At 74.3% G+C, this 26678-nt stretch carries 17 protein-coding genes and 1 pseudogene; 12 read left to right on the forward strand and 6 right to left on the reverse strand.

Annotated features, from left to right (window positions below):
* Positions 1-163: 163 nt before the first annotated feature.
* From AQJ30_RS19810 to AQJ30_RS19820, 4 genes are all read left to right on the forward strand, one after another.
* The gene (locus AQJ30_RS19810) at positions 164-1690 is read left to right on the forward strand and encodes a hypothetical protein (protein ID WP_067235689.1); all 1527 of its coding nucleotides are present in this window, start codon (positions 164-166) and stop codon (positions 1688-1690) included.
* The gene (locus tag AQJ30_RS38455; RefSeq protein ID WP_159052345.1) at positions 1690-1836 is read left to right on the forward strand and encodes a hypothetical protein; all 147 of its coding nucleotides are present in this window, start codon (positions 1690-1692) and stop codon (positions 1834-1836) included. Before AQJ30_RS19810 ends, AQJ30_RS38455 begins: the two co-directional genes overlap by 1 nt.
* Positions 1833-2720: a hypothetical protein gene (locus AQJ30_RS19815; RefSeq protein WP_067235692.1), complete on the forward strand. Its 888-nt coding sequence runs from the start codon at positions 1833-1835 to the stop codon at positions 2718-2720. The genes AQJ30_RS38455 and AQJ30_RS19815 overlap by 4 nt, the downstream gene beginning before the upstream one ends.
* 80 nt (positions 2721-2800) lie before the next feature.
* On the forward strand, positions 2801-7435 hold the full coding sequence (locus AQJ30_RS19820; protein WP_067235694.1) for a coiled-coil domain-containing protein: 4635 nt from the start codon (positions 2801-2803) through the stop codon (positions 7433-7435).
* Positions 7436-7526: 91 nt separating this feature from the next.
* Here the strand turns inward: AQJ30_RS19820 and AQJ30_RS19825 are convergent, their stop codons facing one another.
* A complete protein-coding gene (locus AQJ30_RS19825; protein ID WP_067235817.1) occupies positions 7527-8174 on the reverse strand; it encodes a hypothetical protein in 648 nt (215 codons plus the stop codon).
* A 415-nt stretch (positions 8175-8589) separates the two neighbouring features.
* Between AQJ30_RS19825 and AQJ30_RS19830 the strand changes: the two genes are divergently transcribed.
* The 4 genes from AQJ30_RS19830 (at position 8590) to AQJ30_RS19845 (ending at position 13104) form a co-directional block, all read left to right on the forward strand.
* On the forward strand, positions 8590-11532 hold the full coding sequence (locus AQJ30_RS19830) for a nitrate- and nitrite sensing domain-containing protein (RefSeq protein WP_067235696.1): 2943 nt from the start codon (positions 8590-8592) through the stop codon (positions 11530-11532).
* Positions 11529-11963 carry a roadblock/LC7 domain-containing protein gene (locus tag AQJ30_RS19835; RefSeq protein WP_067235698.1) on the forward strand — a complete coding sequence of 145 codons (435 nt, stop codon included), beginning with the start codon at positions 11529-11531 and terminating at the stop codon, positions 11961-11963. Before AQJ30_RS19830 ends, AQJ30_RS19835 begins: the two co-directional genes overlap by 4 nt.
* 9 nt (positions 11964-11972) lie before the next feature.
* Positions 11973-12368 carry a DUF742 domain-containing protein gene (locus AQJ30_RS19840; RefSeq protein ID WP_067235701.1) on the forward strand — a complete coding sequence of 132 codons (396 nt, stop codon included), beginning with the start codon at positions 11973-11975 and terminating at the stop codon, positions 12366-12368.
* Between the two features lie 130 nt (positions 12369-12498).
* Entirely contained in the window at positions 12499-13104 is a 606-nt protein-coding gene (locus tag AQJ30_RS19845) for a GTP-binding protein (protein ID WP_067235704.1), read from the forward strand.
* Positions 13105-13255: 151 nt separating this feature from the next.
* Here the strand turns inward: AQJ30_RS19845 and AQJ30_RS19850 are convergent, their stop codons facing one another.
* Positions 13256-14554, reverse strand: a complete 1299-nt coding sequence (locus tag AQJ30_RS19850) for an FGGY family carbohydrate kinase (protein WP_067235706.1) — start codon at positions 14552-14554, stop codon at positions 13256-13258.
* 293 nt (positions 14555-14847) lie between these two features.
* The gene (locus AQJ30_RS19855; protein WP_067235708.1) at positions 14848-16512 is read right to left on the reverse strand and encodes a GGDEF domain-containing protein; all 1665 of its coding nucleotides are present in this window, start codon (positions 16510-16512) and stop codon (positions 14848-14850) included.
* A gap of 117 nt (positions 16513-16629) precedes the next feature.
* Here AQJ30_RS19855 and AQJ30_RS19860 point away from each other — a divergent pair.
* Together AQJ30_RS19860 and AQJ30_RS19865 are read left to right on the forward strand one after the other, a co-directional pair.
* Positions 16630-17496, forward strand: a pseudogene (locus AQJ30_RS19860) (M15 family metallopeptidase); the annotation flags it as partial.
* An 80-nt stretch (positions 17497-17576) separates the two neighbouring features.
* Positions 17577-18113 (forward strand): NUDIX domain-containing protein, encoded by a 537-nt coding sequence (locus AQJ30_RS19865; protein WP_067235711.1) that lies wholly within the window; start codon positions 17577-17579, stop codon positions 18111-18113.
* A 74-nt stretch (positions 18114-18187) separates the two neighbouring features.
* On the opposite strand, the gene AQJ30_RS19870 is transcribed toward AQJ30_RS19865, so the two are convergent.
* Positions 18188-20554 carry a glycoside hydrolase family 31 protein gene (locus tag AQJ30_RS19870; protein ID WP_067235713.1) on the reverse strand — a complete coding sequence of 789 codons (2367 nt, stop codon included), beginning with the start codon at positions 20552-20554 and terminating at the stop codon, positions 18188-18190.
* Positions 20555-20766: 212 nt separating this feature from the next.
* Here AQJ30_RS19870 and AQJ30_RS19875 point away from each other — a divergent pair, with 212 nt between their 5' ends.
* On the forward strand, positions 20767-22734 hold the full coding sequence (locus AQJ30_RS19875) for an acetoacetate--CoA ligase (RefSeq protein ID WP_067235716.1): 1968 nt from the start codon (positions 20767-20769) through the stop codon (positions 22732-22734).
* A 142-nt stretch (positions 22735-22876) separates the two neighbouring features.
* Positions 22877-23770, forward strand: a complete 894-nt coding sequence (locus AQJ30_RS19880) for a hypothetical protein (protein WP_067235718.1) — start codon at positions 22877-22879, stop codon at positions 23768-23770.
* 83 nt (positions 23771-23853) lie between these two features.
* Here the strand turns inward: AQJ30_RS19880 and ptsP are convergent, their stop codons facing one another.
* Positions 23854-25524 (reverse strand): phosphoenolpyruvate--protein phosphotransferase, encoded by a 1671-nt coding sequence (gene ptsP, locus AQJ30_RS19885; protein WP_067235720.1) that lies wholly within the window; start codon positions 25522-25524, stop codon positions 23854-23856.
* A 117-nt stretch (positions 25525-25641) separates the two neighbouring features.
* Positions 25642-26091 (reverse strand): PTS sugar transporter subunit IIA, encoded by a 450-nt coding sequence (locus AQJ30_RS19890; RefSeq protein ID WP_067235723.1) that lies wholly within the window; start codon positions 26089-26091, stop codon positions 25642-25644.
* Positions 26092-26678: the final 587 nt, after the last annotated feature.

Below are 26678 nucleotides of genomic sequence, written 5' to 3' on the forward strand. Positions count from 1 at the left end.
GCCGGGCCCGTCCGGGCCCGTCCGGGCCCGTCCGGGCCCGTCCGGGCCCGTCCGGGCCGGTCCGGGCCGGTCCCGTCTGCCGGAGGCCTCTCGCGCCGCCGTGACGGCCGTGGCATCTGCGTCGTTTGGGTCGATGTCAGACCGAGGACCTAGTCTGTGCACCGTGACTTCGCCTGCATCGACGGACCGTGTTCCGCCCCAGCTCAGCGCGGGGCCGCGTCCCGCGCCGGGGCCGGCCGCCGACGAGGGACTGGCGCGGCGCCTGCGCGCGCTCGCCTGCACCGCGCCGATCCACGACCTCGACGCGCGCAAGGCCAACCTCGCCGGCGAGTACTCGGTGTACGGCATGGCGGAGATCGCCCTGGCCGCGATCGACCTCGTCACGCTCACCATGGACTTCGACACCGGCGCCGACCACGACGAGATCGTGGCCCGCCTCGTCCCGCGCATCGCCGCCCAGGCCCCGCAGCGGCCCGGCGCCGAGCACGAGCGCGTGGCCCGCTGGGTCCTGGAGAACCTGATCAACGTCGGCAGCGTCGACCGCGGCTTCCGCGCCGTCTACGGCACCTTCGCGCCGGACGGCAGCTATGTGCGCCGCGACTACGACTTCAAGCTGATCGAGGAGGTCCCGGGCTACGGCGGCGCCGTCTACCTCCGCACCACCGACGAGGCCGTCAACGTCCTGGTGGGCGCCCTCGACACCGACGTCACCAGCGCCCAGATCGCCGCCGAGGTCAAGCTCGAGGTGCTCATCCGGCGCGGCCGCCTCGCCGACGCCCAGCTGGCCGCCGAGCAGGCCCGCTACCGCACCGTGCAGTACTCGGAGACCCTGCGCAGGGCCCTGGAGGCCACCCGGCGCAACGTCCGCGCGGTGGACTGGCTCAACGCCGTGCCCGACATGATCGCCGAGGCGCTCGACCACGTCGCCGACCGCTACCGCCACGAGAACGCGATCCTCACCAACATCCGCAAGGCACGCGACGAGTCCGAGGACCCGGAGAACAAGCGCCGCGCCGCCGAGCTCGTCGACATCGTCAAGGACTGCATCCGCCGCCACACCCAGCTGCAGTCCCGCCTGCTGGAGGCCGGCCCGCTCTTCCGCGCCGAGCAGGACCGGCAGGCGTTCGCCACCCCCCTGGCGACGGCCGGGCTGGACCTCTACGGCCAGCTCGTCGCGCCCGTGCTGCCGTTGCCGCTGGAGCAGGCGATCCGGGTCACGGACGCCTTCTTCGCCCGCGGGACGGGACTGCGCACCCCGGTGTCCGTGCGGGTGACCGACCTGGTCGACATCCTGCTCACCCCGCCCGTGGAGCGGGAGCACCTGGGCGCGGAGATGCCGGAGCCCGACCTCATCGCCACGCCGGACGACAGCCGGTTCAGCGAGGAGCAGCTGGCCGCCGCCATGGAACTCCTCGACCTCCCGGCGGACGCCCCGCGCAGGCTCTCCGGGCTGCTCGCGGAGGCCCGCCGCAAGGACCGTGAGCTGCCGTACCTGGTCGCGCTGCTCGCCGTGCACGCCGCGAGCCCGCCCGTCGGGACGGCGTACCGGCAGGGCGAGCAGAAGCTGCTGTTCGCCGTGGACGACGGCACCGAGCTGGACGACGAGGAGTTCGGAGGCGCGGACCTGATCGTGGGGACCGCCCTGCTGGACGCGGCGGGCATGGCCGCGGACCGGACGGAGGCGGCGTGATGTCCGACGTCCACCTCGCCGGCCGGGCCACCGCCCGGTACGGCACGGCGACCAGCGTCCTCCACTCACCCCGCCGGGCCGGAGCCCGCACCCACGACGGAGTCGTCCGTCACCCTCGCCCCCGGAACAAGGAGTTGCCGTCGTGACCGAGCACGTCGAGTGGAGCGACGCGGAGGCCCCCGCCCCGGCGGCCGGTGCCGCCGTCACCCCCGCCGACGCCGCCGACGCGGCGCGGCTCGTCGCCTTCGGGCTCCAGCCCAAGCTGCAGCCCGCCCGCGACCAGGAGTACGCCGACCTGCTGCGCCGCTACCGCGAGGACCCGCCCTTCGCCCGGCTCGCCGACGCCGTCGCCGCCGGGCTCGGCCTGATCGTGCTGGAGGTCTCCCCGCGCGCGGGGATGGCCGTGACCGCGGCCGAGGACTCGGTGTTCGCCGTGCGCATGGGCGACTACGCGCGCCGCACGGCCGCCGACTCCGGCGACCGCTTCCTGCACGGCCTCGCCCACCTCGCGGTCGCCGCGATGGCCTTCCCCCGGCCCGAGGACCTCGCCGACGACGGGTACATCGGGCGGGTCACCGTCAACGGCGTCGACGCGTTCGTGCGCCAGGCCTGCCGCCGCCTGGAGGAGCGCGCCGAGCAGCAGGGCGAGAACACCGACCCGGCCACCGACGCGCCCGGCCTGGAGGCCGCCTGGCGGATCTGGGCCCGGCGAAGCGCCGCCGGTGCCACCAAGGACGCCCGCCGCCTCGCCGGGTCCACCACCGGCATCGTCGGCAAGGCCGTCGCGTTCCTCACCGACTCCGGCTTCCTCCAGCGCACCGGTGACGACAACGGCGGCACGTACCGCACCACGGCCCGCTACCAGCTCCAGGTGCGCGACCTGGCCGGCAGCGCCGCCATGGCCGAGCTGCTGGAGCTGGGCGTCGTCCCGGTCACCGACGGCACGCCGTCGCTGCTGCCCCCCGAGGAGTCCGAGGACCTGCACCTGGTGGCCGACGCCGGACTGCCGTTCCACGCCCCGACCTCCTGATCCTCCCGACCACGTCCTCCCGACCCCGACCACGTCCTCCCGACCCTCCCGCACCGCCAGAAGACTGACGAGAGTCCGCCATGTACGAGCTGTCCCGGGTCCGCCTCTACTCCATCGGGCCGGCCGGTGCGCGCTACGCCGACACCGTGCTCGACCTGCGCGGGGTGGGCGACGTCGTGCCCGACCCCGCCCCCGCGCAGGCGGAGTTCTTCGAGGAGGAGCCGGTCGGCCCGCCGCGCCGTCCCGCGCCCGCCGGCGTGCTCTTCCTGGAGAACGGCGGCGGCAAGTCCGTCCTGCTGAAGCTGATCTTCTCGGTGATGCTGCCGGGCCACCGCAACACCCTCGGCGGCGCCAGCTCCGGCGTGCTGCGCAAGTTCCTGCTCGCCGACGACTGCGGCCACGTGGCCCTGGAGTGGCAGCACGTGCAGACCGGCGAGTGCGTCGTCGTCGGCAAGGTCAGCGAGTGGCGCGGGCGCCAGGTGTCCAACGACCCGCGCAAGTTCGCCGAGGCCTGGTACTCCTTCCGCCCCGGGCCCGGACTCGCCCTGGACAACCTGCCCGTCGCCGAGGCCACCGCCGTACGGCCGCCCGTCGAGGGCCAGTCCGGCGCCCAGGGCCGCCGGCGCACCATGAAGGGCTTCCGCGACGCCCTCACCGAGGCGGGCAAGGCGTACCCGCACCTGGAGGTGCACTGGGAGGAGATCCACGAACGCTGGACCGAGCACCTCGGCGACCTCGGCCTGGACCCCGAACTCTTCCGCTACCAGCGCGAGATGAACGCCGACGAGGGCGAGGCGGCCGGCCTGTTCGCGGTGAAGAAGGACTCCGACTTCACCGACCTGCTGCTGCGCGCCGTCACCGACACCCGCGACACCGACGGCCTCGCCGACCTCGTCAGCGGCTTCGGCAACAAGCTCGGGCGGCGCGCCGAACTGATCGCCGAGCGGGACTTCACGGCCGGCTCCGTCGACCTGCTCGGCCGGATCGTCGAGGCCGCCGACACCCGCGCGCGGGCCCGGGAGGTCCACACGGCCGCCGAGCGCCGCACGCGCACGCTGGCCCGCCGGCTCTCCGCGCGCGCCGCCCAGGAGCGCACCCGCGCCGCCGACCTCGCCCAGCGGGTCACCGGCGCCGCCCACGCCGTCACCCACGCCGAGGCCGCCCGCGGGCGCAGCGCCCTCGTCGCCGCTGAACTGGCCTACCGCCACGCCTCCCTGGCGCTCGCCGCCGCAGAGAAGTCCGCCGCCGCGCAGAAGCGCGAACTCGCCGACGCCCGCACCCTGCACGCCGCCTGGCAGGCCGCCGAGGCCGTGCTGCGCCACCGTGCCGCCGCCGACCGCGCCGCGCGCGTGTCCGCGGCCATCCAGGAGGCCGAGCGGGACGCGGCCCCCGCGCTCGCCGCCCGCGCCCGGGCCGCCGTCGACCTCGTCCGCGCCCTGCACGCGGCCGCCGACCGGGCCGAACACCTCGCCAACGAGGAGGAGGAGCGCTCGGCCTCCCTCCAGGAGGTCGGCGAGGCCGCCCACCGCGACGCCACCGCCGCCGCCACCGAGGCGCAGCGCGCCCGCAGCGAGGCCGGGCACCTGCGCCAGCGGCTCACCGAGGTCGAGCAGGAGACCGCCGAGGCCGTACGGGCCGGCTGGCTCGACGACAGCGCCCCCGACGCCGACCCCGCCCGGGCGGCCCTCGCCGCCAGCGATGCCGAGAAGACGGCCGTCGCGGCCTGGGACACCGCCCGGGAGGCCTCCCGCCGGGCGAGCGAGCACGCGCGCGAGGCGGCCTCCGCCGAGTCCCGCGCCGAACTGACCGCGGCCCGCGCGGCCGACGCGGCGACGGCGGCGCAGCGGTCGTACGAGGGGGAGCGCCGCCTCGCCGAAGCGCTGGCCGGCGAGGACCGGCTGGCGGAGCTGCTCGGGCTCACCGACGGCCGCACCAGCATCCCCCGCCCGCGCCACGAGAGCACCACGCCGGAGGACGGCGGGACCCCGGACGACGGCGCCCTCACGCCCGAGGACCTCGACCGCTGCGCCGACGAGCTGCGCCGGCTGCTCGACGACGCCGTCGCGTCCGCCGAACGCCAGCTGTTCGACCTGCGCACGGCCGCCGCCGACGACGCCCGCATCCTCGGCGCCCTCGGCGACGGCGGCCTGCTGCCGCCAGGCCCCGACGTCCTGGCCACCGTCGAGTTCCTCGGCGAGCACGGCATCCCCGCGCTGCCTGGCTGGCGCTACCTCGCCCAGGCCGTCGACCCGGTGGACCACGCACGGGTGCTGGCCGCCCGACCCGAGCTCGTCGACGGTGTGATCATCACCGACCCCGACTCACACGCACGCGCCCGGGAGGCGCTGGGCGAGGCCGCCCTGCTGCCGCGCTCCGCCGTCGCCGTCGGCACGGCCGCCGCGCTGCTCGCTCCGACCCCGGCCGAGGACTCCCTCGGCGGTGACGTGTTCCTCGTCCCGCCGAACCCCGCCATGCACGACGAACACGCCGCCGACGAGGAACGGCAGGCCCTGCGCGCCCGCGCCACCGAGCGGGACGAGGAGATCCGCCGCCTCGCCGCCCGGCTCGGCAAGGACCGGGAACTGTCCGCGCGGCTCACCTCCTGGCGCACCGGCTGCCCGGCCGGCCGACTGGCCGAACTCGCCCGCGTTGCCGAGGAGGCCCGCACCTTCGCCGAGGAGGCCGAGGCCGAGCTCACCGAGGCGCGCACCGTGCGCGCCGAGACCGAGGAGGCGGCCGCCGAGGCCGCCCGGGTGCGCGACGAGAAGCAGGAGGCCGCCCAGAAGGCCCGGCGCGCCGCCGACGCCCTCGCCGGCCTCGCCTTCCGGCTCCGCGAACGGGCCGGCTGGCAGGCCAGGCTCCGCGAACTCGCCGACGAGGCCACCGAGTCCGAGGCCCGCGCCCAGGCCTGCCTGGAACGCGCCCGCGCCGCCGACGAGGACCGGCGCGCCGCCCAGCGCGCCGCCGACGACGCCCGCCGCACCGCGCGTGCCCTGCGCGCGGAGCGCGCCGAGGTCGCCGGCGCCCCCGACGACGTACCCCAGGGGGAGGGCGACGGCACGCCCGACGCGTCCCTGCCCGCACTGCGCGAGGCCTACCGGGCCGCATCCCAGCTGTACGAGAAGGTCGGTGTCGGCGCCGACCTGCGCGCCGAGCAGGCCCGCGCGGAGAGCGACGAGAGCGCGGCCCGGGCCGAACTGGACCGGCTGAGCAACAAGGTGCGCACCCGCGCCGAGCAGCTCCTCCAGTCGCCCGACGGTTCCGACGGACCGTCCCGGCAGGCCGCCGCCGCCCGCGCGGAGGAACTGGTGCAGCTCCTGGAGACGCGCATGTCCAGCGCGAGCGAACAGCTCGGGCGGCTGCGCGGCGAGGCCGAACGGCACGCGCCCGAGGACGGCGGGGCACACACCGAGCTGCCCGAGGAGCTCCAGCCGCGCGACGCCGAGCACGCCCAGGCCCTGCTGCGCACCGCGACCGCCGAACTCGCCTCCCGCACCGAGGCGCTGGGCCAGGCCCGCGAGGCGCACGCCGAACTGCTCGACGCCCACCGCGCCGCCGAGGACGCGGCCGGCGGCTTCGACGAGATCGCCGCCATGCTCCGCGACCTGCTGCGCGAGCACACCACCGACGAGGAGCAGGAGGAGCCGGAGCCGTACCCCGGCAGCCTGGAGGACGCCCGGCAGTCGGCCGCCGAGACCCGCCGCTCGCTGCGCGGCTGCGCCGCCGACCTGTCCGCCGCCGAGGCCGCCGTGCGCGAGGCGAGCGACGTGCTCGTACGGCACGCCAACTCCACGCGGTACGAGCAGGTCCGCACCCCCGCACGCCAGCAGATCCGTGAGCTGCCCGCCTCCGCGCTGCCCGAACACGCGCAGAAGTGGGCCGACGCGTTCGCGCCCCGGCTGCGGGTGCTCACCGACGAGCTGGCGCAGCTGGAGCGCAACCGCGACTCGATCGTGGACCGGCTGCGCGGGCTGGTGGAGTCCGCCCTGGCCACCCTGCGGTCCGCGCAGCGGCTCTCCCGGCTGCCCGAGGGGCTCGGCGAGTGGTCCGGACAGGAGTTCCTGCGCATCCGCTTCGAGGAGCCCGACCAGGCCACGCTGACCGAGCGGTTGGGCGAGGTCGTCGACGAGGCAACCCGCGCGGCCGTGAAGAAGAACTCCGATCTGCGGCGCGACGGCATGTCCCTGCTGCTGCGGGGGGTGGCGGCCGCCCTGCAGCCCAAGGGCGTGGCCGTGGAGATCCTCAAGCCGGACGCGGTGCTGCGCGCCGAGCGGGTGCCGGTGGGTCAGATGGGCGACGTGTTCTCCGGCGGCCAGCTGCTGACGGCCGCCATCGCCCTGTACTGCACGATGGCCGCCCTGCGCTCCAACGACCGGGGCCACGACCGGCAGCGGCACGCGGGCACGCTGTTCCTGGACAACCCCATCGGCCGGGCCAACGCCACCTACCTGCTGGAGCTCCAGCGCGCGGTGTCCGACGCCCTCGGCGTCCAGCTCCTCTACACCACGGGCCTGTTCGACACCACGGCCCTGGCAGAGTTCCCGCTGGTCATCCGGCTGCGCAACGACGCCGACCTGCGGGCCGGCCTGAAGTACATCCGGGTGGAGGAACACCTGCGGCCGGGATTGCCGCAGCAGGCCCCCGCCGGAGAGACGGTGCACAGCGAGATCACGGCGACGCGGATGTTCAAGCGTCCGGCGCCCACCGGGGCGTAGACCCCGGGCCGCCTGCGGTGGCCACGGCCCACCGCGCATGCAGAGCGGGGCACCTCCGTCGGAGGTGCCCCGCTCCGGACCCTTGTCTGCCTCAGGAGTGGGACAGCTGCCCGGCGCCGCCCCGTCGGCCTATGCGGCCCTGGGCGCGCTCGGCGGCGCGCTCCTGACGCTGGGCCCGGCGCCGCTCCCGGCGCAGGGCACGGGCGGTGCTGCTCGGGGTGGAGACGACGCCGTGGCGCTGGTTCCACACCTGGCGCGTCACCCACACGTCGAGCACAGCCCACGTGGCGGCGATCGTGCTCACCACACTGCTGATCACCATGGGGAAGGCCAGCCACGACCCCGCCATGGCGCACAGGAACGCCACCATCGCCTGCAGCAGCGTCACGGCCGCGAAGAGCACCGCGCGCACCGCCGCCGTCCGCACCGGGTCCGGCAGGCGGCGCCGCTTGGCCGGCTCCTCCACCCACAACGGCCGGTACTCGGGCTCCTCCCGGGCACTGTCCCGCACCTCGGCCCGCGCGGCTCTCCCGCCGTGCCGGGCCGTCCTCTCGATCCCTACTGCCGTCATCTCTCGGTCCCCCGTCCCCGCCCCCGCATTGACCGGGGCGTCGCGTCGGTCGGCCGTGTCGCGTCCGCTTGCCGGAATACCGCGATCCGGTGCCCCGGGTTCCCGCGGCGCCGCCTTGTACGCCACCGCGTCGTCCTCGGGCGCTCCGCGCCGCTCCGCCGTGCCCATCACCGTGTCACTCCCCACCGCCGACAGACCACGTGCCCGGATCACGACCCGGCTCCCCAGTGGCTGCCCGGCTTGCGCTGATATACGCCGCCGCGGGGCCGCATCCGGCTCAACTGGCCGATTCCGCCCCACGTCCCGATGAGAAGGACGAACAAGACGCCCAGAAGATTCCCCCACGACGATAAATTCTGGCCAATTCGCCGTAGCGGTCGTTCCCACCCGGTCCCCCCGCCCGTACGCCAGGCGGGGCGGCATCTCCCGCAATGCCCGGACACCTCCCCATGTCCGAGCCCCTGTGCGGAAGTTCGGGTTCCGGACGGCTCTTCGAGTTAGCTGTGCGGCGGTAGTAGGCTCGCCCGCGTTTGTTGACGCACACGCGTACCCCCTCCGCCGGGGGTCCGAGCTGGGGGAGGCCATGCGCTTTCGCGGGAAGTCCATCCGCCGGAAGATCGTGGCGCTGCTCCTCGTGCCGCTGGTGTCCCTGACCGCCATCTGGGTCTTCGCGACGGTGCTCACCGGCCGTGAGGCGAGCAGGCTGTTCGCCGTGTCGACGACCACGGAGAAGGTCGGCTACCCCGTCGAGGACACCATCCGCGGCGTCCAGCAGGAACGCCGCCAGAGCCTCGTCTACCTCGCAGACCCCCGCGCCGCCGGAGCCCTCGACGCGCTGCGCCGCACGCGGACCGCGACGGACAAGTCCGCGGCCGAACTCCGCCGCAACGCCAAGGACTCCGACCTGCGCGACTCCCTCGACCAGGACGACAACGACGGACTGACCGCCGTCCTGGACGCCCTCGGCGGGATCGACGCCCTGCGCACCAGTGTCGACCAGCGCACGGTCACCCGGGCCCAGGCCCTCGACCTCTACAACCACCTCGTCGACCCCGGCTACGAACTGCTCGCGAAGCTGGACGCCGTCGACAGCGTGGAGATGGACAAGCAGTACCGCGCACTCGTCAACGTCGCCCGCGCCCGCGAACTGGTCGCCCGCGAGGACGCCCTGCTCGGCTCCGCCCTCGTGGCGGGCCGGCTCACCCGCGCCGAGATCCGCGCGGTGTCCGACCTCGAGGCCCAGCGCGAGGCGGTGTACACCATCAGCCTCCCCCAGCTGCCCGACGGGGAGAGCGAACGCTTCGAGCGGTTCTGGGCGAACGCCACCACCGCACCGCTGCGCGCCGCCGAGCGGGCCGTCGTCACCACCGAACCCGGTGACATGCCGCGCGGGGTGACCGCCCGTGGCTGGGACACCGCCGCCGGCGACGTCCTCGACGAACTCGGCACCCTCGACGAACAGGCCAACGACCGCTACCAGGACCGCGTCCGCCCGGTCGCCATCGAGGTCATCCTGAAGGTCGCCGTCGGCGGCGTCCTCGGACTGGTCGCCGTCCTGCTGTCCCTCTTCCTGTCCGTGCGCATCGGCCGCAGCCTCGTCCGCGACCTGCGCCAGCTGCGGCTGGACGCCCACGAGGCGTCCGGCGTCCGGCTGCCCAGCGTGATGCGCCGCCTCTCCGCCGGTGAACAGGTCGACGTCGAGACCGAAGTGCCGCGCCTGGAGTTCGAGAAGAACGAGATCGGCGAGGTCGCCCAGGCCCTCAACACCCTCCAGCGGGCCGCCGTCGAGGCCGCCGTGAAACAGGCCGAACTGCGCGCCGGCGTCTCCGAGGTGTTCGTCAACCTCGCCCGCCGCAGCCAGGTCCTGCTGCACAAGCAGCTCACCCTCCTCGACACCATGGAGCGCCGCACCGAGGACACCGACGAGCTCGCCGACCTGTTCCGCCTCGACCACCTGACCACGCGCATGCGCCGCCACGCCGAGGGTCTGGTGATCCTCTCCGGGGCCGCCCCGTCCCGGCAGTGGCGCAAGCCCGTCCAGCTGATGGACATCGTCCGCGCCGCCGTCGCCGAGGTCGAGGACTACGAGCGCATCGAGGTCCGCCGCCTGCCCCGCGTCGCCGTCACCGGCCCCGCCGTCGCCGACCTCACCCACCTGGTGGCCGAACTGCTGGAGAACGCCACGGTGTTCTCCCCGCCGCACACCGCCGTGCAGGTCCTCGGCGAACGCGTGGCCAACGGCTTCACCCTCGAGATCCACGACCGCGGCCTTGGCATGGCCCCCGAGGCCCTGCTCGACGCCAACCTGCGCCTCGCCGAGACCCCCGAGTTCGAACTGTCCGACACCGACCGGCTCGGCCTGTTCGTCGTCAGTCGCCTTGCCCAGCGGCAGAACGTCCGCGTCTCCCTGCAGCCGTCCCCCTACGGCGGCACCACGGCCGTCGTGTTCATCCCGGACGCCCTGCTCACCGACGACGTCCCCGACACCAACGGGATCGGCTTCCGCCTGGACCGCCCCCGGCCGCCCAAGGAGAAGGACGGCGCCGGCGGCCGCACGGCCGCCGTCCAGCTCCCCGGACTGGCCGCCCCCGTGCTGGACGGCCCGGTCGAACTCGAGGCGCCCGTCGACCTGGACGCCCTCGCCGGTTTCCCGGACGTCCTGGAGGAGGACGACGGCGAGCACGGCGGGCTCTTCCTGCCGCGCCACCCCCTCGTCCGCGCCCACGACGACCGGCCGGCTCCCGCCGACGAGCCCCGCGGCCTCCTCGCCCCGCTCGACGGCGCGGCCGGCGACCCCGACGGCCCGGTCGCCGTGCCGCGCCGGACCACCCCGAAGCTGGTGAGCTCGCACGGACGTCCCGTCGGCGACCGCCGGTCCCGGCGCAGCGGACCCGACGAGGACCCCGCCCGCCGCACGGACAGCGGCTCCCTCGCCCCCCTGCCGACGCGCCGCCGCGGCGCCACGGCGCAGATCCCGCGGAGCGACGCCACGGACGAGCAGCCCACCCGCGGCGCCGCGGCACGGACACCGCGGGCCGGCGCCCCGGACGAGCAGCCGACCGGCCGTCCGCGCCCGACGACCCGCCCGGACCGCGCCCCGGACGACCCGTCCCGCCCGCCCGCCCTGCCCCAGCGCTCCGCGCAGGACCCGGCCGCACCCGACCGCCGGGACGAGTGGACCCGGCCGGCCGGGCCCCCCACGCCGGGGCCGGCGGACGCCCCGCCCGCGGGACAGCCGGGCGGCCCCGACGACACCACCGCGGGACTCCCGGCGCACGGGACCGGCTCCGCCCCGGGCGGCCTGCCCCGACGCGTGCGGCAGGCCAACCTGGCGCCCCAGCTGCGAGAGGGCCCCGCGCGGCGCACCGCCGACCGCCCCGAGCTCGCCGACCGGGACGCCGACGAAGTACGCAGCCGTATGGCCTCGCTCCAGCGCGGCTGGCAGCGCGGCCGCGCAGAGAACGCCGAGGGCGACGACGCCCACCGCGGCACAGCACCACATGGAACGAAGGGGGACGGTCGATGACCGCACCGAAGGCGACCGGCCACACCGCGACCGAGGGCCAGCAGCTGAACTGGCTCCTCGACGAACTCGTCGACCGCGTGGCCAGCATCCGCAAGGCCGTCGTGCTCTCCGGCGACGGCCTGGCGACGGGCGCGTCGAAGGACCTCACGCGCGAGGACAGCGAGCACCTGGCCGCCGTGGCCTCCGGGTTCCACAGCCTCGCCAAGGGCGTGGGCCGCCACTTCGACGCGGGCAGCGTCCGGCAGACCGTGGTCGAGCTCGACGACGCCTTCCTGTTCGTCACGGCCGCCGGCGACGGCAGCTGCCTCGCCGTGCTGTCGGACGCCGACTCCGACGTCGGCCAGGTGGCGTACGAGATGACGCTGCTCGTGAAGCGGGTCGGTGTGCATCTGGGCACCGCTCCGCGCACCGATCTGCCCGCCGGTGGGTAGTGGGATGGCATGAGCACAGAGGGTCAGGGACGGAGCCACTGGTTCGACGACGAGGCCGGACCGGTCGTCCGTCCGTACGCCATGACGCGCGGCCGCACCAGCCACGCGGCTCAGCACCGCCTCGACCTGATCGCGGTCGTCGTCGTCGAGCCCGACGCGGACCACCCGGAGACCGACCCGGCGCTGTCCCCGGAGCACGTGGACATCGTCGGACTGTGCCGTGACGCGCCGCAGTCGGTCGCGGAACTCGCCGCCGGACTCGACCTGCCGATCGGCGTCGTCCGGGTCCTCGTCGGCGACCTGGTGGACGCCCGGTTCGTGCACGTCAACCGGCCCGTCCCCCCGGCCGAACTGCCGGACGAGAGCATTCTGCGCGACGTCATCAACGGCCTCCGGGCGCTGTGAGCAGGGCCGGGAACGAGGTGACGAGGTGACCGGCAGACAGCGTCGGGCGGACCGCGGCGGCACCCCCACGGACCGCGTGCGGCCACGGCCCCCCGCCCACCGACCCCCCATCGAGCAGGAGAAGTGACCGATGATCTTCGGGCGATCTGAGCGCGGCAAGCCCCCGGTCGAGCCCGTCACGCTCAAGATCCTGGTGGCCGGCGGTTTCGGCGTGGGCAAGACCACCCTCGTCGGCGCCGTCAGCGAGATCCGACCGCTGCGCACCGAGGAGTTCCTCACCGAGGCCGGGCGGCCCGTCGACGACACCACGGGCGTCGAGGGCAAGCACACCACCACCGTCGCCATGGACTTCGGGCGCATCACCCTGCGCGAGGACCTGGTGCTGTACCTGTTCGGCACCCCCGGGCAGGAACGGTTCTGGTTCATGTGGGACGAGCTGTCGGAGGGCGCGCTCGGTGCCGTGGTCCTGGCCGACACCCGCCGCCTGGAGGACTGCTTCGCCGCCGTCGACTACTTCGAACGGCGCGCCATCCCCTTCGTCGTCGGCGTCAACTGCTTCGAGGGAGCCCCCCGGTACCCCGTCCAGGACGTCCGGCGGGCCCTCGACCTCGACGACGACGTGCCCGTGCTGCTGACCGACGCCCGGGACCGCGAGTCGGTCAAGGACGTCCTGGTCGGCGTGGTCCAGCACGCCATGCGGGTCGGCGCCGAACGCCGCCACACCGTGGCGACCTGACGGTCTGACGACCTGACGACTGCCCCGCCCGCCCTCGCTCCGCCGGCCGCGGGCACGGTCCGTACCCCCGCCGACAGGGGTACGGACCGTGGCTCACCGGGCGACCCGCACGCACGCGTACGCGAAGTGGCGCACCGCGCGGGCCGCGCGCCTAGGCGTCGCCGTCCTCGATCCGGCCGAAGCTCCTCTCCACCGCCCGGCGCCAGTGGCGGTACTCGCGGTCCCGCGCCGACGCCTCCATGGCTGGCGTCCACTCGGCGTCCTGCTGCCAGTGCGCCGCCAGCTCGTCGAGGTCGCTCCACACGCCCGTGGCCAGACCGGCCGCGTACGCCGCCCCCAGGCACGTGGTCTCGGAGACCCTGGGCCGGACCACGGGCACACCGAGCACGTCCGCCTGGTGCTGCATCAGCAGGTCGTTCCTGGTCATGCCGCCGTCCACCTTCAGGGTGGTGATCCGCACCCCGGAGTCCTGCTGCATGGCGTCGACGACCTCACGCGTCACCAGCGCGTCCGTTGTCGCGAGGGACCCCTCCAGGCAGTAGACGGGCGCCTCGCCGCCGATCCGGTAGCCCACCGTCGTCAGCAGGCCGTGCTTCGACGCCACCGGCCGGTCGCCGGTGTTGAGCAGGAGGGAACTCCCCGTGCCGTACGTGTTCTTGGCCGTGCCCACGTCGTAACAGGCCTGGCCGAACAGGGCGGCCTGCTGGTCGCCCAGCGACGCGGCGACCGGCACGCCGTCGAGCACGCCCACCGCCGTGCCGTACACCTCGGCGGAGGACCGGATCTCCGGGAGCACCGCCTTGGGCACGTCCATCGCGGACAGCAGGGAGGGGTCCCACTGGAGGGTCTCCAGGTCCATCAGCAGGGTGCGGCCGGCGTTGGTGACGTCGGTGACGTGCCGGCCGCCGTCGGTGCCTCCGGTGAGGTTCCAGACCAGCCAGGAGTCGACGGTGCCGAAGGCGATCTCCCCGCGTTCGGCGCGCGCCCGCAGCCCCGGCACCCTGTCCAGCAGCCAGGCCGCCTTGGGCCCGGAGAAGCAGCCGGCCAGGGGCAGACCCGTCCGCGTACGGAAGCGGTCCTGCCCGTCCGGGCCGCCGAGTTCGGCGCAGAGCGCGGCGGTCCTGGTGTCCTGCCGGACGATCGCGTTGTGCACCGGCTTCCCGGTGACCCGGTCCCACAGCACCGTCGTCGCGCGCTGGTTGGTGACGCCGAGCGCGCTGATCTGATCGGCCCGCAGGCCGGCCCGGGCGAGCGCCCCGGCGACCACCGCCCGGACCTTGGCCCAGATCTCGGCGGCGTCGTGCTCCACCCAGCCGGGCTGGGGGACGATCTGGCGGTGCTCGCGCCGGTCGACGGCGACGATCGCGCCCTCGCGGTCGAAGATGATGCAGCGGCTGGAGGTGGTGCCCTGGTCGATCGCTGCGACGTACTGCTCGGCGTGATCCGTCATGGCTACCCCCTTGTGCCGGGTGCGTGCCTTCGTGGCCGGATCGCCGGTGGAGGAGGAGCCGTGGACCGCACGGCATACGTCACGCATGCGTGGATCCGCCGAGAATGTACGGCGATGTCGGCTGACAACCGGAAGTGTTCACCGGCGACCCGGGAGCGTCAAGGCACGCGGCACCGACGGTTGTTGCGTCCGGCCGACGAGCCGTCAGGCCGAAAATCGCCCGTGGTGGAGGCTGGCCGACCTCTGACCGCCCGACGCCGTCACGCCCCGCCCCGACCGTGGGAAGCCGACCGTCAGCCCAGCCCCGGCTCCGCCCCCACCGGCGCCGACCCGGCCGTCCGCACCGGCGGCGAGCCGCGCCGGATCTCGTACCCGGGCAGCCCCGCGCGGCCGAGCACCCAACTCGCCCCGCGGAGCGCCTTGGCGGCCTTCTTCAGCGGTGCCAGGCGGGCCGCGGCCTCCTGGTGGCCGGCCACGCCGCCCGGCGGGCAGACCACGGTGGCCAGCGACAGGGTCACCGGCCGGCCGGCCGCCGACCACGGCGCGTCCAGCACCGCGGCGGCCACCGGCTCGAGGCCCTCCGGGTCCGTGAGCACCAGGAAGTCGTCCCCGCCGATGTGCCCCACGCGCGTGGTGCCGGACCGGTCGGCGGCCGCCGCGCCGTGGAGGGTGCGCCCCACCGCGCGGATCAGCTCGTCCCCGGCCGCGAACCCGGCCGTGTCGTTGACCTGTTTGAAGTGGTCGACATCCAGCCAGCTCAGCGCGAACGCCCGCCCGTCCGCGATCCGCCGGTCCACCTCGCCGGTGACCGCGTCCGAACCGGGCAGCCGCGTCAGCGGGTTGAGCCGCGCCGCCTCCTCGACCCGGGTCTCCGCCAGCGCCCGCACCAGGTCCGCCAGCCGTACGACGCCCACGCACCGGCCGTGGCGGTCCACGACGGCCACGTCGTCCGAGGTGCGGTCGCGGTCACCGACCGCCACCACGTCCAGCACCTCCCAGGCGGTGGCGTCGACGCCGACCGTGCGCGGCGGATCGCCCAGCTTCGCCGCCGGCCGGTCGGCGTACAGGGCGTGCCCGTAGCGGCCCGACAGGGACAGCAGGAAGCGCGAGCGGTGCACCGACCGCACCGGCACGCCCGTACGGTCCACGAGCAGCACACCGGACACGTCCGGCGACCCGGTCAGCAGCGCCCGGACCTGCCCGGCCGAGGCGGTCACCGGCAGCAGCGCCGCGGGCCGGACGAACTCCCGCACCGACGGCCCCGACCGGGGTGCCGCCGCACGGGGGAAGCGCGGCGGAACGTACACGTCAGCGGCCGGCAGCCGGGCCGGCGGCGCGAACAACTCGCCCTGGGCCAGCTGCGCGCCCGCCGACACCGCGACCGCGCACTGCCGCTCGGTCTCCACACCCTCCACGGCCAGCAGCGCGCCCAGTTCGTCGCACAGCGTCCGCATCGCCCGCACCGCCGCAGGCCGCCACAGCAGCGACCGGTCGAGCTTGACCAGGTCCGGCGCCATGTCCACGAGCAGTCGCAGGGGCACGTCACCGTCCCCGGCACCGTCCGCGCTGATCCGGAAGCCCTGCTCGCGCAGCCCGCCCAGCGCCTCCAGCAGGGCCTGCTGGGGGACGTGCGTGAACGGCGGTACGACGTCCAGCGTCACCTCCCACGGCAGCCGTCCGTAGGCGCGCACGGCGTCGTGCAGCGGGCCGAGCCCGCCGAGGTCGGCCAGCGTGCCCGCGAACACGTTGACGTGCAGCGGCAGCAGCGTCTCCTTGCGGGCGGCCGCCCGGACCGCCGACACGGCCAGCGCACCGTCGAGTTCGGGATCGCGGCGGGCCTCCGCGAGAACGTCACCGCTCTCCGGACGGGCGAGTACCTCCAGACCGGCCACGGCGCCGGTGGTCAGGTTGACCACCGGCTGGAAGGCGAAGCGGAGAGTGTCCGTCCAGGAGCGCACGGGAGCATGATGGCGCCGCCGGGGTGCGCCCAGGGCCAGTTCATGAGACGTTCACGCAGGATTCCTGGCCGATCACACAGCGTGTGAGGGCCCGTCATGCGGGACATGACAAAACCCATGGAAGGAAAAGTGACCGGAACCCCCAGGACGCGGCCGCAGCCCCCGGGCTCCGCAGGGCCCGCCGCCCGGCAGCGGTTCACCCGCCCGATCCGAGCCGTGCTCACCGCGCTGACCGCCCTGCTGACCGTCGTCGCGGCCCCCGCGACCGCCCGGGCCCACCAGGAACCGAAGGCGCCCGCGGACTTCGTGTCCCTCAGGGCCGTCGACCCGACGATCCTCCAGGACATGCGCTACTTCACGGTGCACAACTTCGTCGGCGAGCGCATCGACGGCTACCGCCGGCCCCTGTGCATCCTCACCCGCCCCGCCGCCGAAGCGCTCCACCAGGCCCAACGGCGCCTCCTGCGCCAGGGCTACACCCTCAAGGTCTACGACTGCTACCGGCCGCAGCGCGCCGTCGACCACTTCGTCCGCTGGGCCGAGGACCTCGACGACCAGGCGATGAAGCAGGAGTTCTACCCGGACGTCGACAAGACACGGCTGTTCGCGGACGGCTACATCGCCGAGAAGTCCGGCCACAGCCGCGGCTCCACCCTGGACCTCACCATCGTCGAGCTGCCCGCGCGGCCGACCCGGCCCTACCACCCCGGACAGCCGCTCGTGCCGTGCTACGCCCCGCAGGCGGAGCGGTTCCCGGACAACTCCGTGGACATGGGCACCGGGTTCGACTGCTTCGACACCCGCTCCCACACCCTCGACCCCCGCATCCAGGGCGCACAGCGCGCCCACCGGCTGCTGCTGAAGAGCACCCTGGAGGGCCTCGGCTTCGTGAACCTCGCCGAGGAGTGGTGGCACTACACCTTCAAGCCCGAGCCCTACCCGGACACCTACTTCGACTTCCCCGTCACCGCCGCGTCCCTCACCTCCGGGCACTACACCGGCCAAACCCCCACCGCGAACGCCCGACGAAGACGCCCTCCCCCCGATCGGATACAGTCCGCCGCGTGTCCGAAACTCAGCACACCACTTCGAACTCCGCACAGGTCTCGCATTGTTCGAGCTGCGGAGCGCCCTACGGGGAGGGCGTCACCGGCTGGCCCCGCACCTGCTCCGCGTGCGGCACCGTGGCCTACCGCAACCCGTTGCCGGTCGCGATCGCGCTCCAGCCCGTGTACGACACCCAGGGCACCGCCCTGGTCGTCATCACCCGCACCGTCGAACCCGCGCGCGGCGGCACCGCCCTGCCCGGCGGCTACATCGACGACCGGGAGGACTGGCGGCAGGCCGTCGTCCGCGAACTGAAGGAGGAGACCGGCATCGACGCCGCGAGCCGTGACGTACGGCTCGTCGACGCGATGAGCTCCCCCGACGGACACCTGCTGCTGTTCGGGCTCCTGCCCGAGCGCCCCGCCGACCGGCTGCCGAGTTCGGCCGCGACCGACGAGACCGAGGGCTGGCACCTGCTGCGCCGGCCGGAGGAACTCGCCTTCCCCCTGCACACGCACGCGGTACGGGCGTTCTTCGAGGGCCGCTACATCTGATTCCGGCCGCTGATTCCGGCCGCGCGGGGGCCCGGCGCTCGGTGAGCCGGGTTCAGCGCGCGGCGAGCCGGAGCTCAGCGCGCGGCGAGCCCCCGTACGCGCACGGGGTGGGACGGCTCCCGCACGCCGTCCTCACCCTCCCTCTCGACGACGACCTCACGGCCCTCCCACCGGGCGACGTACCGCTCGATCTCCGGCTCGTCCCAGCCGTCGCCCGCGTCCCGCACCACCAGGCCCCCGCCCGTCCGTCCCCGGGCGGGCGCCCACACCTCCAGCTCCAGACCGCCGTTCTCCCCGCGGACGGGCAGCACGGCACCCGCGCGTGCGAGCACCGGGATCCGGGACAGCGGCGCGTCCACCAGCACCTGCCCCGGCCCCTGGTACGGCCGCTGCGTCGCCGTGTCGTACCACAGCCCGCGCGGCAGGTGCACCGCGCGCCGGTCGGTACCGGGATCCAGCACCGGCGCCACCAGCAGGGCGTCGCCCAGCAGGAAGGCGTCCCCGCAGTCGCGCAGGGTCCGGTCCTCGGGCGAACCCCACCAGAGCGGACGCACGTAGGGCGCCCCGGTGCGCCGCGCCAGGTGCGCCAGCGTCACGAAGTACGGCAGCAGTCGCCGGCGCTCCAGCAGCGCCGCACGCGCGTGCGTGAGCACCTCGGCACCGAACTCCCACGGCTCCCTGCGCCCCGCGCGCGGGCCCGCGTGCGTGCGGAACAGCGGCAGGTGGGCGCCCAGCTGGAACCAGCGCAGGAACAGCTCCGGCGACGGGCTCCCGTCGAACCCGCCCACGTCGGGGCCCGAGTAGGGCACCCCGCACAGTCCCAGGCCCACCACCAGGGACAGCGACGCCCGCAGCCCCGGCCAGCCCGTGGCGACGTCCCCCGACCAGGTGCCGCCGTAGCGCTGCAGGCCGGCCCAGCCGGACCGGGAGACCACGAAGGGCCGCTGCTCCGGGGCCGGCTCGCGCACCCCCTCGTACGCGGCCCGCGCCATGCACAGCCCGTACACGTTGTGCGCCTCGCGATGGTCACCGCCCCGCCCGTCCAGCGCGTGCCGGGCCGACCGCGGCAGCGTCGACTCGCCGAACGCCGTGAACGACGTCGGCTCGTTCAGGTCGTGCCGGAAGCCCGAGAAGCCCTGCGCGAGCCGTTCGGCGTACAGCGCGCCCCACCACGCGCGCACCCGCGCGTGCGTGAAGTCGGGGTACACCGACTCGCCGGGCCGCGCCACGCCCTCCACCAGCTGCCCGGACGCGTCCCGCACGAACGCGTCCTCGGCGAGCCCGCTGTCGTACACCGCGTTGCCGGGCGCCGCCCGGACCGCCGGGTCCACCACCGACACCAGGTGGATCCCGTCCCGCCGCAGCTCGTCCGCCAGCACCGCCAGCTTCGGGAAGCGGTCCCGGTCGACGGTGAACACCTGGTGCGCGTCGTAGTGGTCGACGTCCAGGTGCACGGCGTCCAGCGGCAGCCCGCGCTCCTGGTACCCGGTGACGATCCGCCGCACCTCCTGCTCGCTGCCGAACCCCCAGCGCGCGTGCTGGTGTCCCAGCGCCCAGGTCGGCGGCACCGCCGGCGCCCCCGTCAGCGAGGCCCACACCAGCAGCACGCGCGCGGGAGTACCCACCACGACCCAGGAGCGCAGCGGACCGCCCGTCATGCGCAGCTCGCTGCCCCCGGGCCGGTCGTGCCCGGACCCGGCCCCCTCCTCGCCCTCGCGCAGCACGACCGTCCCGTCCCAGGAGTTGTCGTGGAACACCAGGTGCGTGCCCGCGTCGGCCACCACCAGCTGCACCGGCATGGTCAGGTAGAGCGGATCGTCGTCCGGCCCGAACGGACGCCCGGGATCGGTGTTCCACAGGCGGTACGTCCCACCCCGCAGCCGCGGCCCGGAGGCCCGCCCGCCCAGCCCGAAGAACCGCGCGTCCGCCGCCACCTCGGACCGCAGCATCCAGCGCCCCGGCCCCCCGGCCGACGGCTCCCACCAGCGCGGTGGCAGATCGCGCCGCAACCGCACCCCGCCCGGCGTGCACACGTCGACCGCGCCGTGACGCGACACGGTGACCGTCACGCGCTCGGCCACCACCCGCCAGCCGCCGTCCTTGTCGGGCTCCAGCACCGCCCGCGGATCGGGCTCGGGACACCGGCCCGCCAGCGCGTACGACGGCTCCGGAGCGGCCCCGTCCCAGCCCAGGAACACCGCGCCGTTCACCGCGACCAGCACCCGCAGCCGCGAGCGGCCGAAGTGGACGACACCGCCCCCGGGACCCGGCTCGACGTCCCGCACGGCCCCGGGCACCCGGGCGCGCTCGGCGCCCCGCGGCGGCAGCCCCGAGGCGTCCGCACGCCGCCGACGCCAGGCGGCCCGGACGGTCCGCACCACCCGCGCCGCGCCCCCGGAACCGACCGACATCACCGAACGCACCTGGTCACGACCGTCCATGCTGTTCACCCTGCCATTCACCGCCCCACGCGCGGGCGGCGTTCAACTTCCGTTCACCCGTGCCAGGGCCACATCCTGATGACACGGACTATGTGGGGCGCGCCCTGGTGCGGAAGTCGATCACATGGCATCGTCCCTGTCAGCCGCGTCACGCGCACACCCCGCACGTGCGCGGGTGACGCACACGACGCGCACAGTCCGGGAGCCGCCCCATGTCGACCGAGAACCCCCAGCCGCTCTGGCAGCCCGATCCGCAGCGCATCGCCCGCGCGCAGGTGACCAGGTTCCAGAGCTGGGCCGCGCAGCGGTACGGAGCCCCCGCGGACGGGGGCTACGCGGCCCTGCACCGCTGGTCCGTCGACGAACTCGAGACGTTCTGGACGGCCGTCACGGACTGGTTCGACGTCCGGTTCTCGACGCCCCCCACGCGCGTGCTCGGCGACCGCTCCATGCCCGGCGCCGAGTGGTTCCCCGGCGCCACCCTCAACTACGCCGAGCACGCCCTGCGTGCCGCCGACACCCGCGCGGACGAACCGGCCCTGCTCCACGTCGACGAGTCCCACGAACCCCGCCCGGTCACCTGGGCCGAGCTGCGCCGCCAGGTCGGCTCCCTGGCCGCCGAACTGCGCGCCCTCGGCGTACGCCCCGGCGACCGCGTCAGCGGCTACCTGCCCAACGTCCCGCAGGCCGTCGTCGCACTCCTCGCCACCGCCGCCGTGGGCGGCGTCTGGACCTCCTGCGCCCCCGATTTCGGCGCCCGCAGCGTCCTGGACCGCTTCCAGCAGGTCGAACCCGTCGTGCTGTTCACCGTCGACGGCTACCGCTACGGCGGAAAGGAGCACGACCGCCGGGAGGTCGTCGCCGAACTGCGCCGCGAGCTGCCCACCCTGCGCGCCGTCGTGCACGTCCCGCTGCTCGGCACCGACGCCCCCGAGGGCGCCCTGGACTGGGCCGCCCTGACCGGCGGCGACGCGGAACCCGTCTTCGAGCAGGTGCCCTTCGCCCACCCCCTGTGGGTGCTGTACTCCTCGGGCACCACCGGCCTGCCCAAGGCCATCGTCCAGTCCCAGGGCGGCATCCTCGTCGAGCACCTCAAGCAGCTCGGCCTGCACTGCGACCTCGGACCCGAGGACCGCTTCTTCTGGTACACCTCGACCGGCTGGATGATGTGGAACTTCCTCGTCTCCGGCCTCCTCACGGGCACCACGATCGTCCTCTACGACGGCAGCCCCGGCTACCCCGACACCGGCGCCCAGTGGCGCATCGCCGAACGCACCGGCGCCACCCTGTACGGCACCTCCGCCGCGTACGTCATGGCCTGCCGCAAGGCCGGCGTCCACCCCGCGCGCGACCACGACCTCTCCGCGGTGCAGTGCGTGGCCACCACCGGCTCGCCCCTGCCCCCCGACGGCTTCCGCTGGCTGCACGACGAGGTCCGCGACGACCTGTGGATCGCCTCCGTCAGCGGCGGCACGGACGTGTGCTCCTGCTTCGCCGGCGCCGTGCCCACCCTGCCCGTCCACACCGGCGAGCTCCAGGCGCCCGGCCTGGGCACCGACCTCCAGTCGTGGGACCCCGAGGGCCACCCCCTCATCGACGAGGTCGGCGAGCTCGTCGTCACCAACCCCATGCCGTCCATGCCGGTCCACTTCTGGAACGACCCCGACGGCACCCGCTACCACGACAGCTACTTCGCCACCTACCCCGGCGTCTGGCGACACGGCGACTGGATCACCATCACCGCCCGCGGCTCCGTCGTGATCCACGGCCGCTCCGACTCCACGCTCAACCGCCAGGGCGTGCGCATGGGCTCCGCCGACATCTACGAGGTCGTCGAACGGCTGCCGGAGATCAAGGAATCCCTGGTCATCGGCATCGAGCAGCCCGACGGCGGCTACTGGATGCCGCTCTTCGTGCACCTCGCCCCCGGCGCCGTCCTCGACGAGGCACTGCTCGACCGCATCAAGCGCGCCATCCGCGAGCAGCTCTCCCCGCGCCACCTCCCCGACGAGGTCATCGAGGTCCCGGGCGTCCCGCACACCCTCACCGGCAAGCGCATCGAGGTCCCGGTCAAGCGCCTCCTCCAGGGCACACCGCTGGACAAGGCCGTGAACCCCGGTTCCATCGACAACCTGGAACTGCTGCACTTCTACGAGGACCTCGCCCGCAAGCGCTCCTGAGGCAGCCCCCCTCCCACGGCACGCACGGTCACCATGGCTCCCCGTCGATCATGGTGACCTGCGCTTTTCCTCGGACCCAGCACCGTTGTCAGTGCTGCCGGTTACGGTAAGTGAGCATTGACGACTGCGCTCAGGGGGAGACATGGCGTACAGCGACGACCACCGGATGCGGCGCTCTCTGCGTCGAGAGATCGCCGGCACCATCGGCCTGCTCACGGACGAGCACGACTTCCGCGCCATGCGGCGCTACCGCAGCTTCACCTTCGACGATCACGCCGTCTACCTGCGGCAGGTCGAGTCACTGCTGAAGACCCGCGCCCTCCAGGGCAACCACACCACCGTGGCCCTCTTCGACCCCGTGGAGTACGCCGACTTCTGCACCGGACACGGCCTCGACCCGGACCTGCCGGCCACCCGCTCCCGCTTCACCGCCGAACTCGCCACCACCGGCCCCGCCCTGCCCTACGAGGGCCAGCCACTGGCCGACCTCGTCCCCGCCCTCGTCGACGAAGCCGTCCGCCAGGCCACCTGGGAGTACGCCTCCACCCTGCTCGCCCGCCTGGGCTCCTGCGCCTACTGCGGCGAGGACATCGGCCACGCCGCCTTCACCCGGGCCTCCGACCTCCTCCTGCGCATCCTCGACGCCGCACCACCGGGCGACCGCCACCTCGTCTGCAGCGTCACCGGCACCCCCGAGGCCCTGGTGGCCGTGCTCCGCGCCGAGCGGGCGGCCGACGGCACCACCCGGCTCGACGAGGCCGAAGCCCTGAAGTTCACCACCGTCCTCGCCCTCGGCCTCGCCACCCGCAGCCCCGGCGGCCTCGTCATGCGCACCAGCGCACCCGACACCCCCGACCGCGTCTGCGGCTGGCGGATCCGCGCCGGAGCCCTCGAACCACTCACCGCCGGGGAGGTCTTCGACGCCTACTGCACCGACGCCCCGTCCGGCGACCTCATCCCGCCCGAGTCCGACGTCGACTACTGCGTGCCCCCCGACCTGGGGGAGGAGGGACCGGCACCGGGTCACCGCCACTGAGCCCGGACCGCCCCGGACACACGAAAGGGGCGCCCCCCCCGAGAGGGGGACGCCCCGGACCGTTCACCGCCCACGCGGACCGGCTACTCGCCGGACAGCACCGCCTGCGCAGCGGCGCGCGCCTCCTCGGCGCTGTCCGTCGCCCGCGCGGCCACCGCGGCCCGCTCGCACTGCGCCAGCGTGTACTTCGCCAGCGTCGCCCGCACGTACGGGATCGACGCCGCACCCATGGACAGGGAGGTGACCCCCAGACCGGTCAGCACACACGCGAGGAGCGGGTCGGACGCCGCCTCACCGCAGACACCACACGTCTTGCCCTCGGCCCTGGCCGCCTCCGCGGACAGCGCCACCAGGTCCAGCAGGGCCGGCTGCCAGGGATCCTGCAGACGGGACACCGCACCCACCTGACGGTCCGCGGCGAAGGTGTACTGCGCGAGGTCGTTCGTGCCCAGCGACAGGAACTCCACCTCCCGCAGGATCGACCGCGCCCGCAGCGCCGCCGACGGGATCTCCACCATCGCGCCGAACTTCGCCCGCAGCCCCGCCTCCCGGCAGGCGTCCGCGAACGCCTTCGCATCGGCGCGGTCCGCCACCATCGGGGCCATCACCTCGAGGTGGACGGGCAACCCCTCCGCGGCCTTCGCCAGCGCGGTCAGCTGGGTGCGCAGGACCTCCGGGTGGTCCAGCAGCGTCCGCAGCCCCCGCACGCCCAGCGCCGGGTTGGGCTCGTCGCCCGGGGTGAGGAACTCCAGCGGCTTGTCCGCGCCCGCGTCCAGCACCCGCACGACGACCCGACCCTCGGGGAACGCCTCGAGCACCTGGCGGTAGGCCTCGACCTGCTTCTCCTCCGACGGCGCGCTCTTGCTGTCGTCCAGGAAGAGGAACTCGGTACGGAACAGACCGACACCCTCCGCGCCCGCCTCGACGGCGGCGGGGACGTCGGCCGGACCGCCGACGTTGGCCAGCAGCGGCACCTTGTGCCCGTCCGCCGTGACACCCGGACCCGTCGAGGCGGCCAGCGCGGCCCGGCGCTCGGCGGCCGCGGACTCCAGCTGCGCCCTCTTCTCCTCGCTCGGGTTCACGAAGATCTCACCGCTGCTGCCGTCGACCGCGATCAGCGTGCCCTCGGCCAGCTCACCGGCGCCGGGCAGCGCGACGACCGCGGGCACCCCGAGCGCCCGCGCCAGGATCGCGCTATGACTGGTCGGCCCGCCCTCCTCGGTGACGAAGCCCAGCACCAGCGCCGGGTCCAGCAGCGCCGTGTCGGCCGGCGCCAGGTCACGCGCCACCAGCACGTACGGCTCGTCGCTGTCCGGCACGCCCGGCATCGGCACGCCCAGCAGCCGCGCGACGATGCGGTTCCGCACGTCGTCCAGGTCGGCCACCCGGCCGGCCAGGTACTCGCCGGCCCCCGCGAGCAGCTCGCGGTACGCGGCGAACGCGTCGTACACCGCCCGCTCGGCCGTGCTGCCGACCGCGATGCGGCGCTCGACGTCCGCCATCAGCTCGGGGTCCTGGGCCATCATGGCCTGCGCCTCGAGCACCGCCTGAGCCTCGCCGCCCGCCAGGTTGCCGCGCGCGGTCAGGTCGGCGGCCACGGCGTCCACGGCCTGGCGGGCGCGGCCCTGCTCGCGCTCCGCGTCCTGCGGCGGTATCTGCTTGGCCGGCGGCTCCAGGACCGCCGTTCCCATGTGCCGAACCTCGCCGATGGCCACACCGTGGCTCACGCCGACGCCTCGCAGCGTTGTCTCCATCTCACCCGTCTCCGATAGTGCGGCGGGTCCCGCCGCCGCTGTGGTGGTCCTACCTGCCGTCATGACGACGGCGACGGCATCACTGCCGGAAATGCGTCACTGCAGGGGGGAAGCGCGTCACTGCCAGGAGAAGAGGGTGTCCCCGGCCTTCACGTCGCCGCTCTCGCGCAGCTCGCCGAGGGAGTCGGCCGTGGCCTCGAGCGCCACGACGGGGCACACCGCGGACTTGCCGGCGGCCTCCACGGCGGCGGGGTTCCAGCGCACCACGGCCTGCCCACGGGTCACGGTGTCGCCCTTGTTCACGAGGAGCTCGAAGCCCTCGCCGTTGAGCTGCACGGTGTCGATGCCGAGGTGGGTGAGCACGCCGTGGCCCTCACCGTCGACCACGACGAAGGCGTGCGGGTGGAGGGAGACGATGACCCCGTCCACAGGGGCGACGGCCTCGGAGGGCTCGCGGACCGGGTCGATGGCGGTACCCGGGCCGACCATGGCCCCGGAGAAGACCGGATCCGGCACGGCGGCCAGTCCGATGGCGCGTCCTGCCAGCGGGGACGTCACGGTGGTCATGGGAAGCCTCCCAGAGGAGTGGAGTTGTACATGGGCCGTCACGGCCAGTCCCGGACGGCGCACTGTGCAGCAGGGTATGTCATAGGAAGTACCGGTTCCGCACGAGAGCTACCGATCCGCGACGTGAGCCGTGGTCTAGACCACTAGTCTAATGGATTTGCACGCCGTCCGCGGCCCCCTGTACAGTCGTACTCCTGCTTGGCGATGAGCTACGCGGTTCCGCGTGCCGATCAAGCAGCACCCAACTTGTCAGATCCTTTCCAGGATCACCTTCCGCATGTCTGCGGGACCGTGGTCAGGGAGACGGAAAAACGCTGATAGAGTTGGGAACACCGAAGGGAAGCGCCCGGAGGAAAGCCGCGAGAGAGTCTCTCGGGTGAGTACAAAGGAAGCGACCGTTCCTTGAGAACTCAACAGCGTGCCAAAAATCAACGCCAGATATGTTGATACCCCGTCTCCGGTCATCACGACCGGGACGAGGTTCCTTTGAAGAAAACACAGCGAGGACGCTGTGAACCGTCGGGCCTATTCCGCTCGACGGTTCCGCTCTCGTGTGTGTGCACCGGCTGAATCTTTTTTGGCCGAGT

This window comes from Streptomyces longwoodensis (genome assembly GCF_001514125.1).
Taxonomy (GTDB): domain Bacteria; phylum Actinomycetota; class Actinomycetes; order Streptomycetales; family Streptomycetaceae; genus Streptomyces; species Streptomyces longwoodensis.

Bases quoted from the DNA above. Each gene is read 5' to 3' on its own strand.
- AQJ30_RS19820 (WP_067235694.1), top strand. From the start codon at position 2,801: ATGTACGAGCTGTCCCGGGTCCGCCTCTACTCCATCGGGCCGGCCGGT.
- AQJ30_RS19845 (WP_067235704.1), top strand. From the start codon at position 12,499: ATGATCTTCGGGCGATCTGAGCGCGGCAAGCCCCCGGTCGAGCCCGTC.
- AQJ30_RS19835 (WP_067235698.1), top strand. From the start codon at position 11,529: ATGACCGCACCGAAGGCGACCGGCCACACCGCGACCGAGGGCCAGCAG.
- AQJ30_RS19830 (WP_067235696.1), top strand. From the start codon at position 8,590: ATGCGCTTTCGCGGGAAGTCCATCCGCCGGAAGATCGTGGCGCTGCTC.
- AQJ30_RS19870 (WP_067235713.1), bottom strand. From the start codon at position 20,554: ATGGACGGTCGTGACCAGGTGCGTTCGGTGATGTCGGTCGGTTCCGGG.
- AQJ30_RS19890 (WP_067235723.1), bottom strand. From the start codon at position 26,091: ATGACCACCGTGACGTCCCCGCTGGCAGGACGCGCCATCGGACTGGCC.
- AQJ30_RS19840 (WP_067235701.1), top strand. From the start codon at position 11,973: ATGAGCACAGAGGGTCAGGGACGGAGCCACTGGTTCGACGACGAGGCC.
- AQJ30_RS19850 (WP_067235706.1), bottom strand. From the start codon at position 14,554: ATGACGGATCACGCCGAGCAGTACGTCGCAGCGATCGACCAGGGCACC.
- AQJ30_RS38455 (WP_159052345.1), top strand. From the start codon at position 1,690: ATGTCCGACGTCCACCTCGCCGGCCGGGCCACCGCCCGGTACGGCACG.
- AQJ30_RS19880 (WP_067235718.1), top strand. From the start codon at position 22,877: ATGGCGTACAGCGACGACCACCGGATGCGGCGCTCTCTGCGTCGAGAG.
- AQJ30_RS19875 (WP_067235716.1), top strand. From the start codon at position 20,767: ATGTCGACCGAGAACCCCCAGCCGCTCTGGCAGCCCGATCCGCAGCGC.
- AQJ30_RS19825 (WP_067235817.1), bottom strand. From the start codon at position 8,174: ATGGGCACGGCGGAGCGGCGCGGAGCGCCCGAGGACGACGCGGTGGCG.
- ptsP (WP_067235720.1), bottom strand. From the start codon at position 25,524: ATGGAGACAACGCTGCGAGGCGTCGGCGTGAGCCACGGTGTGGCCATC.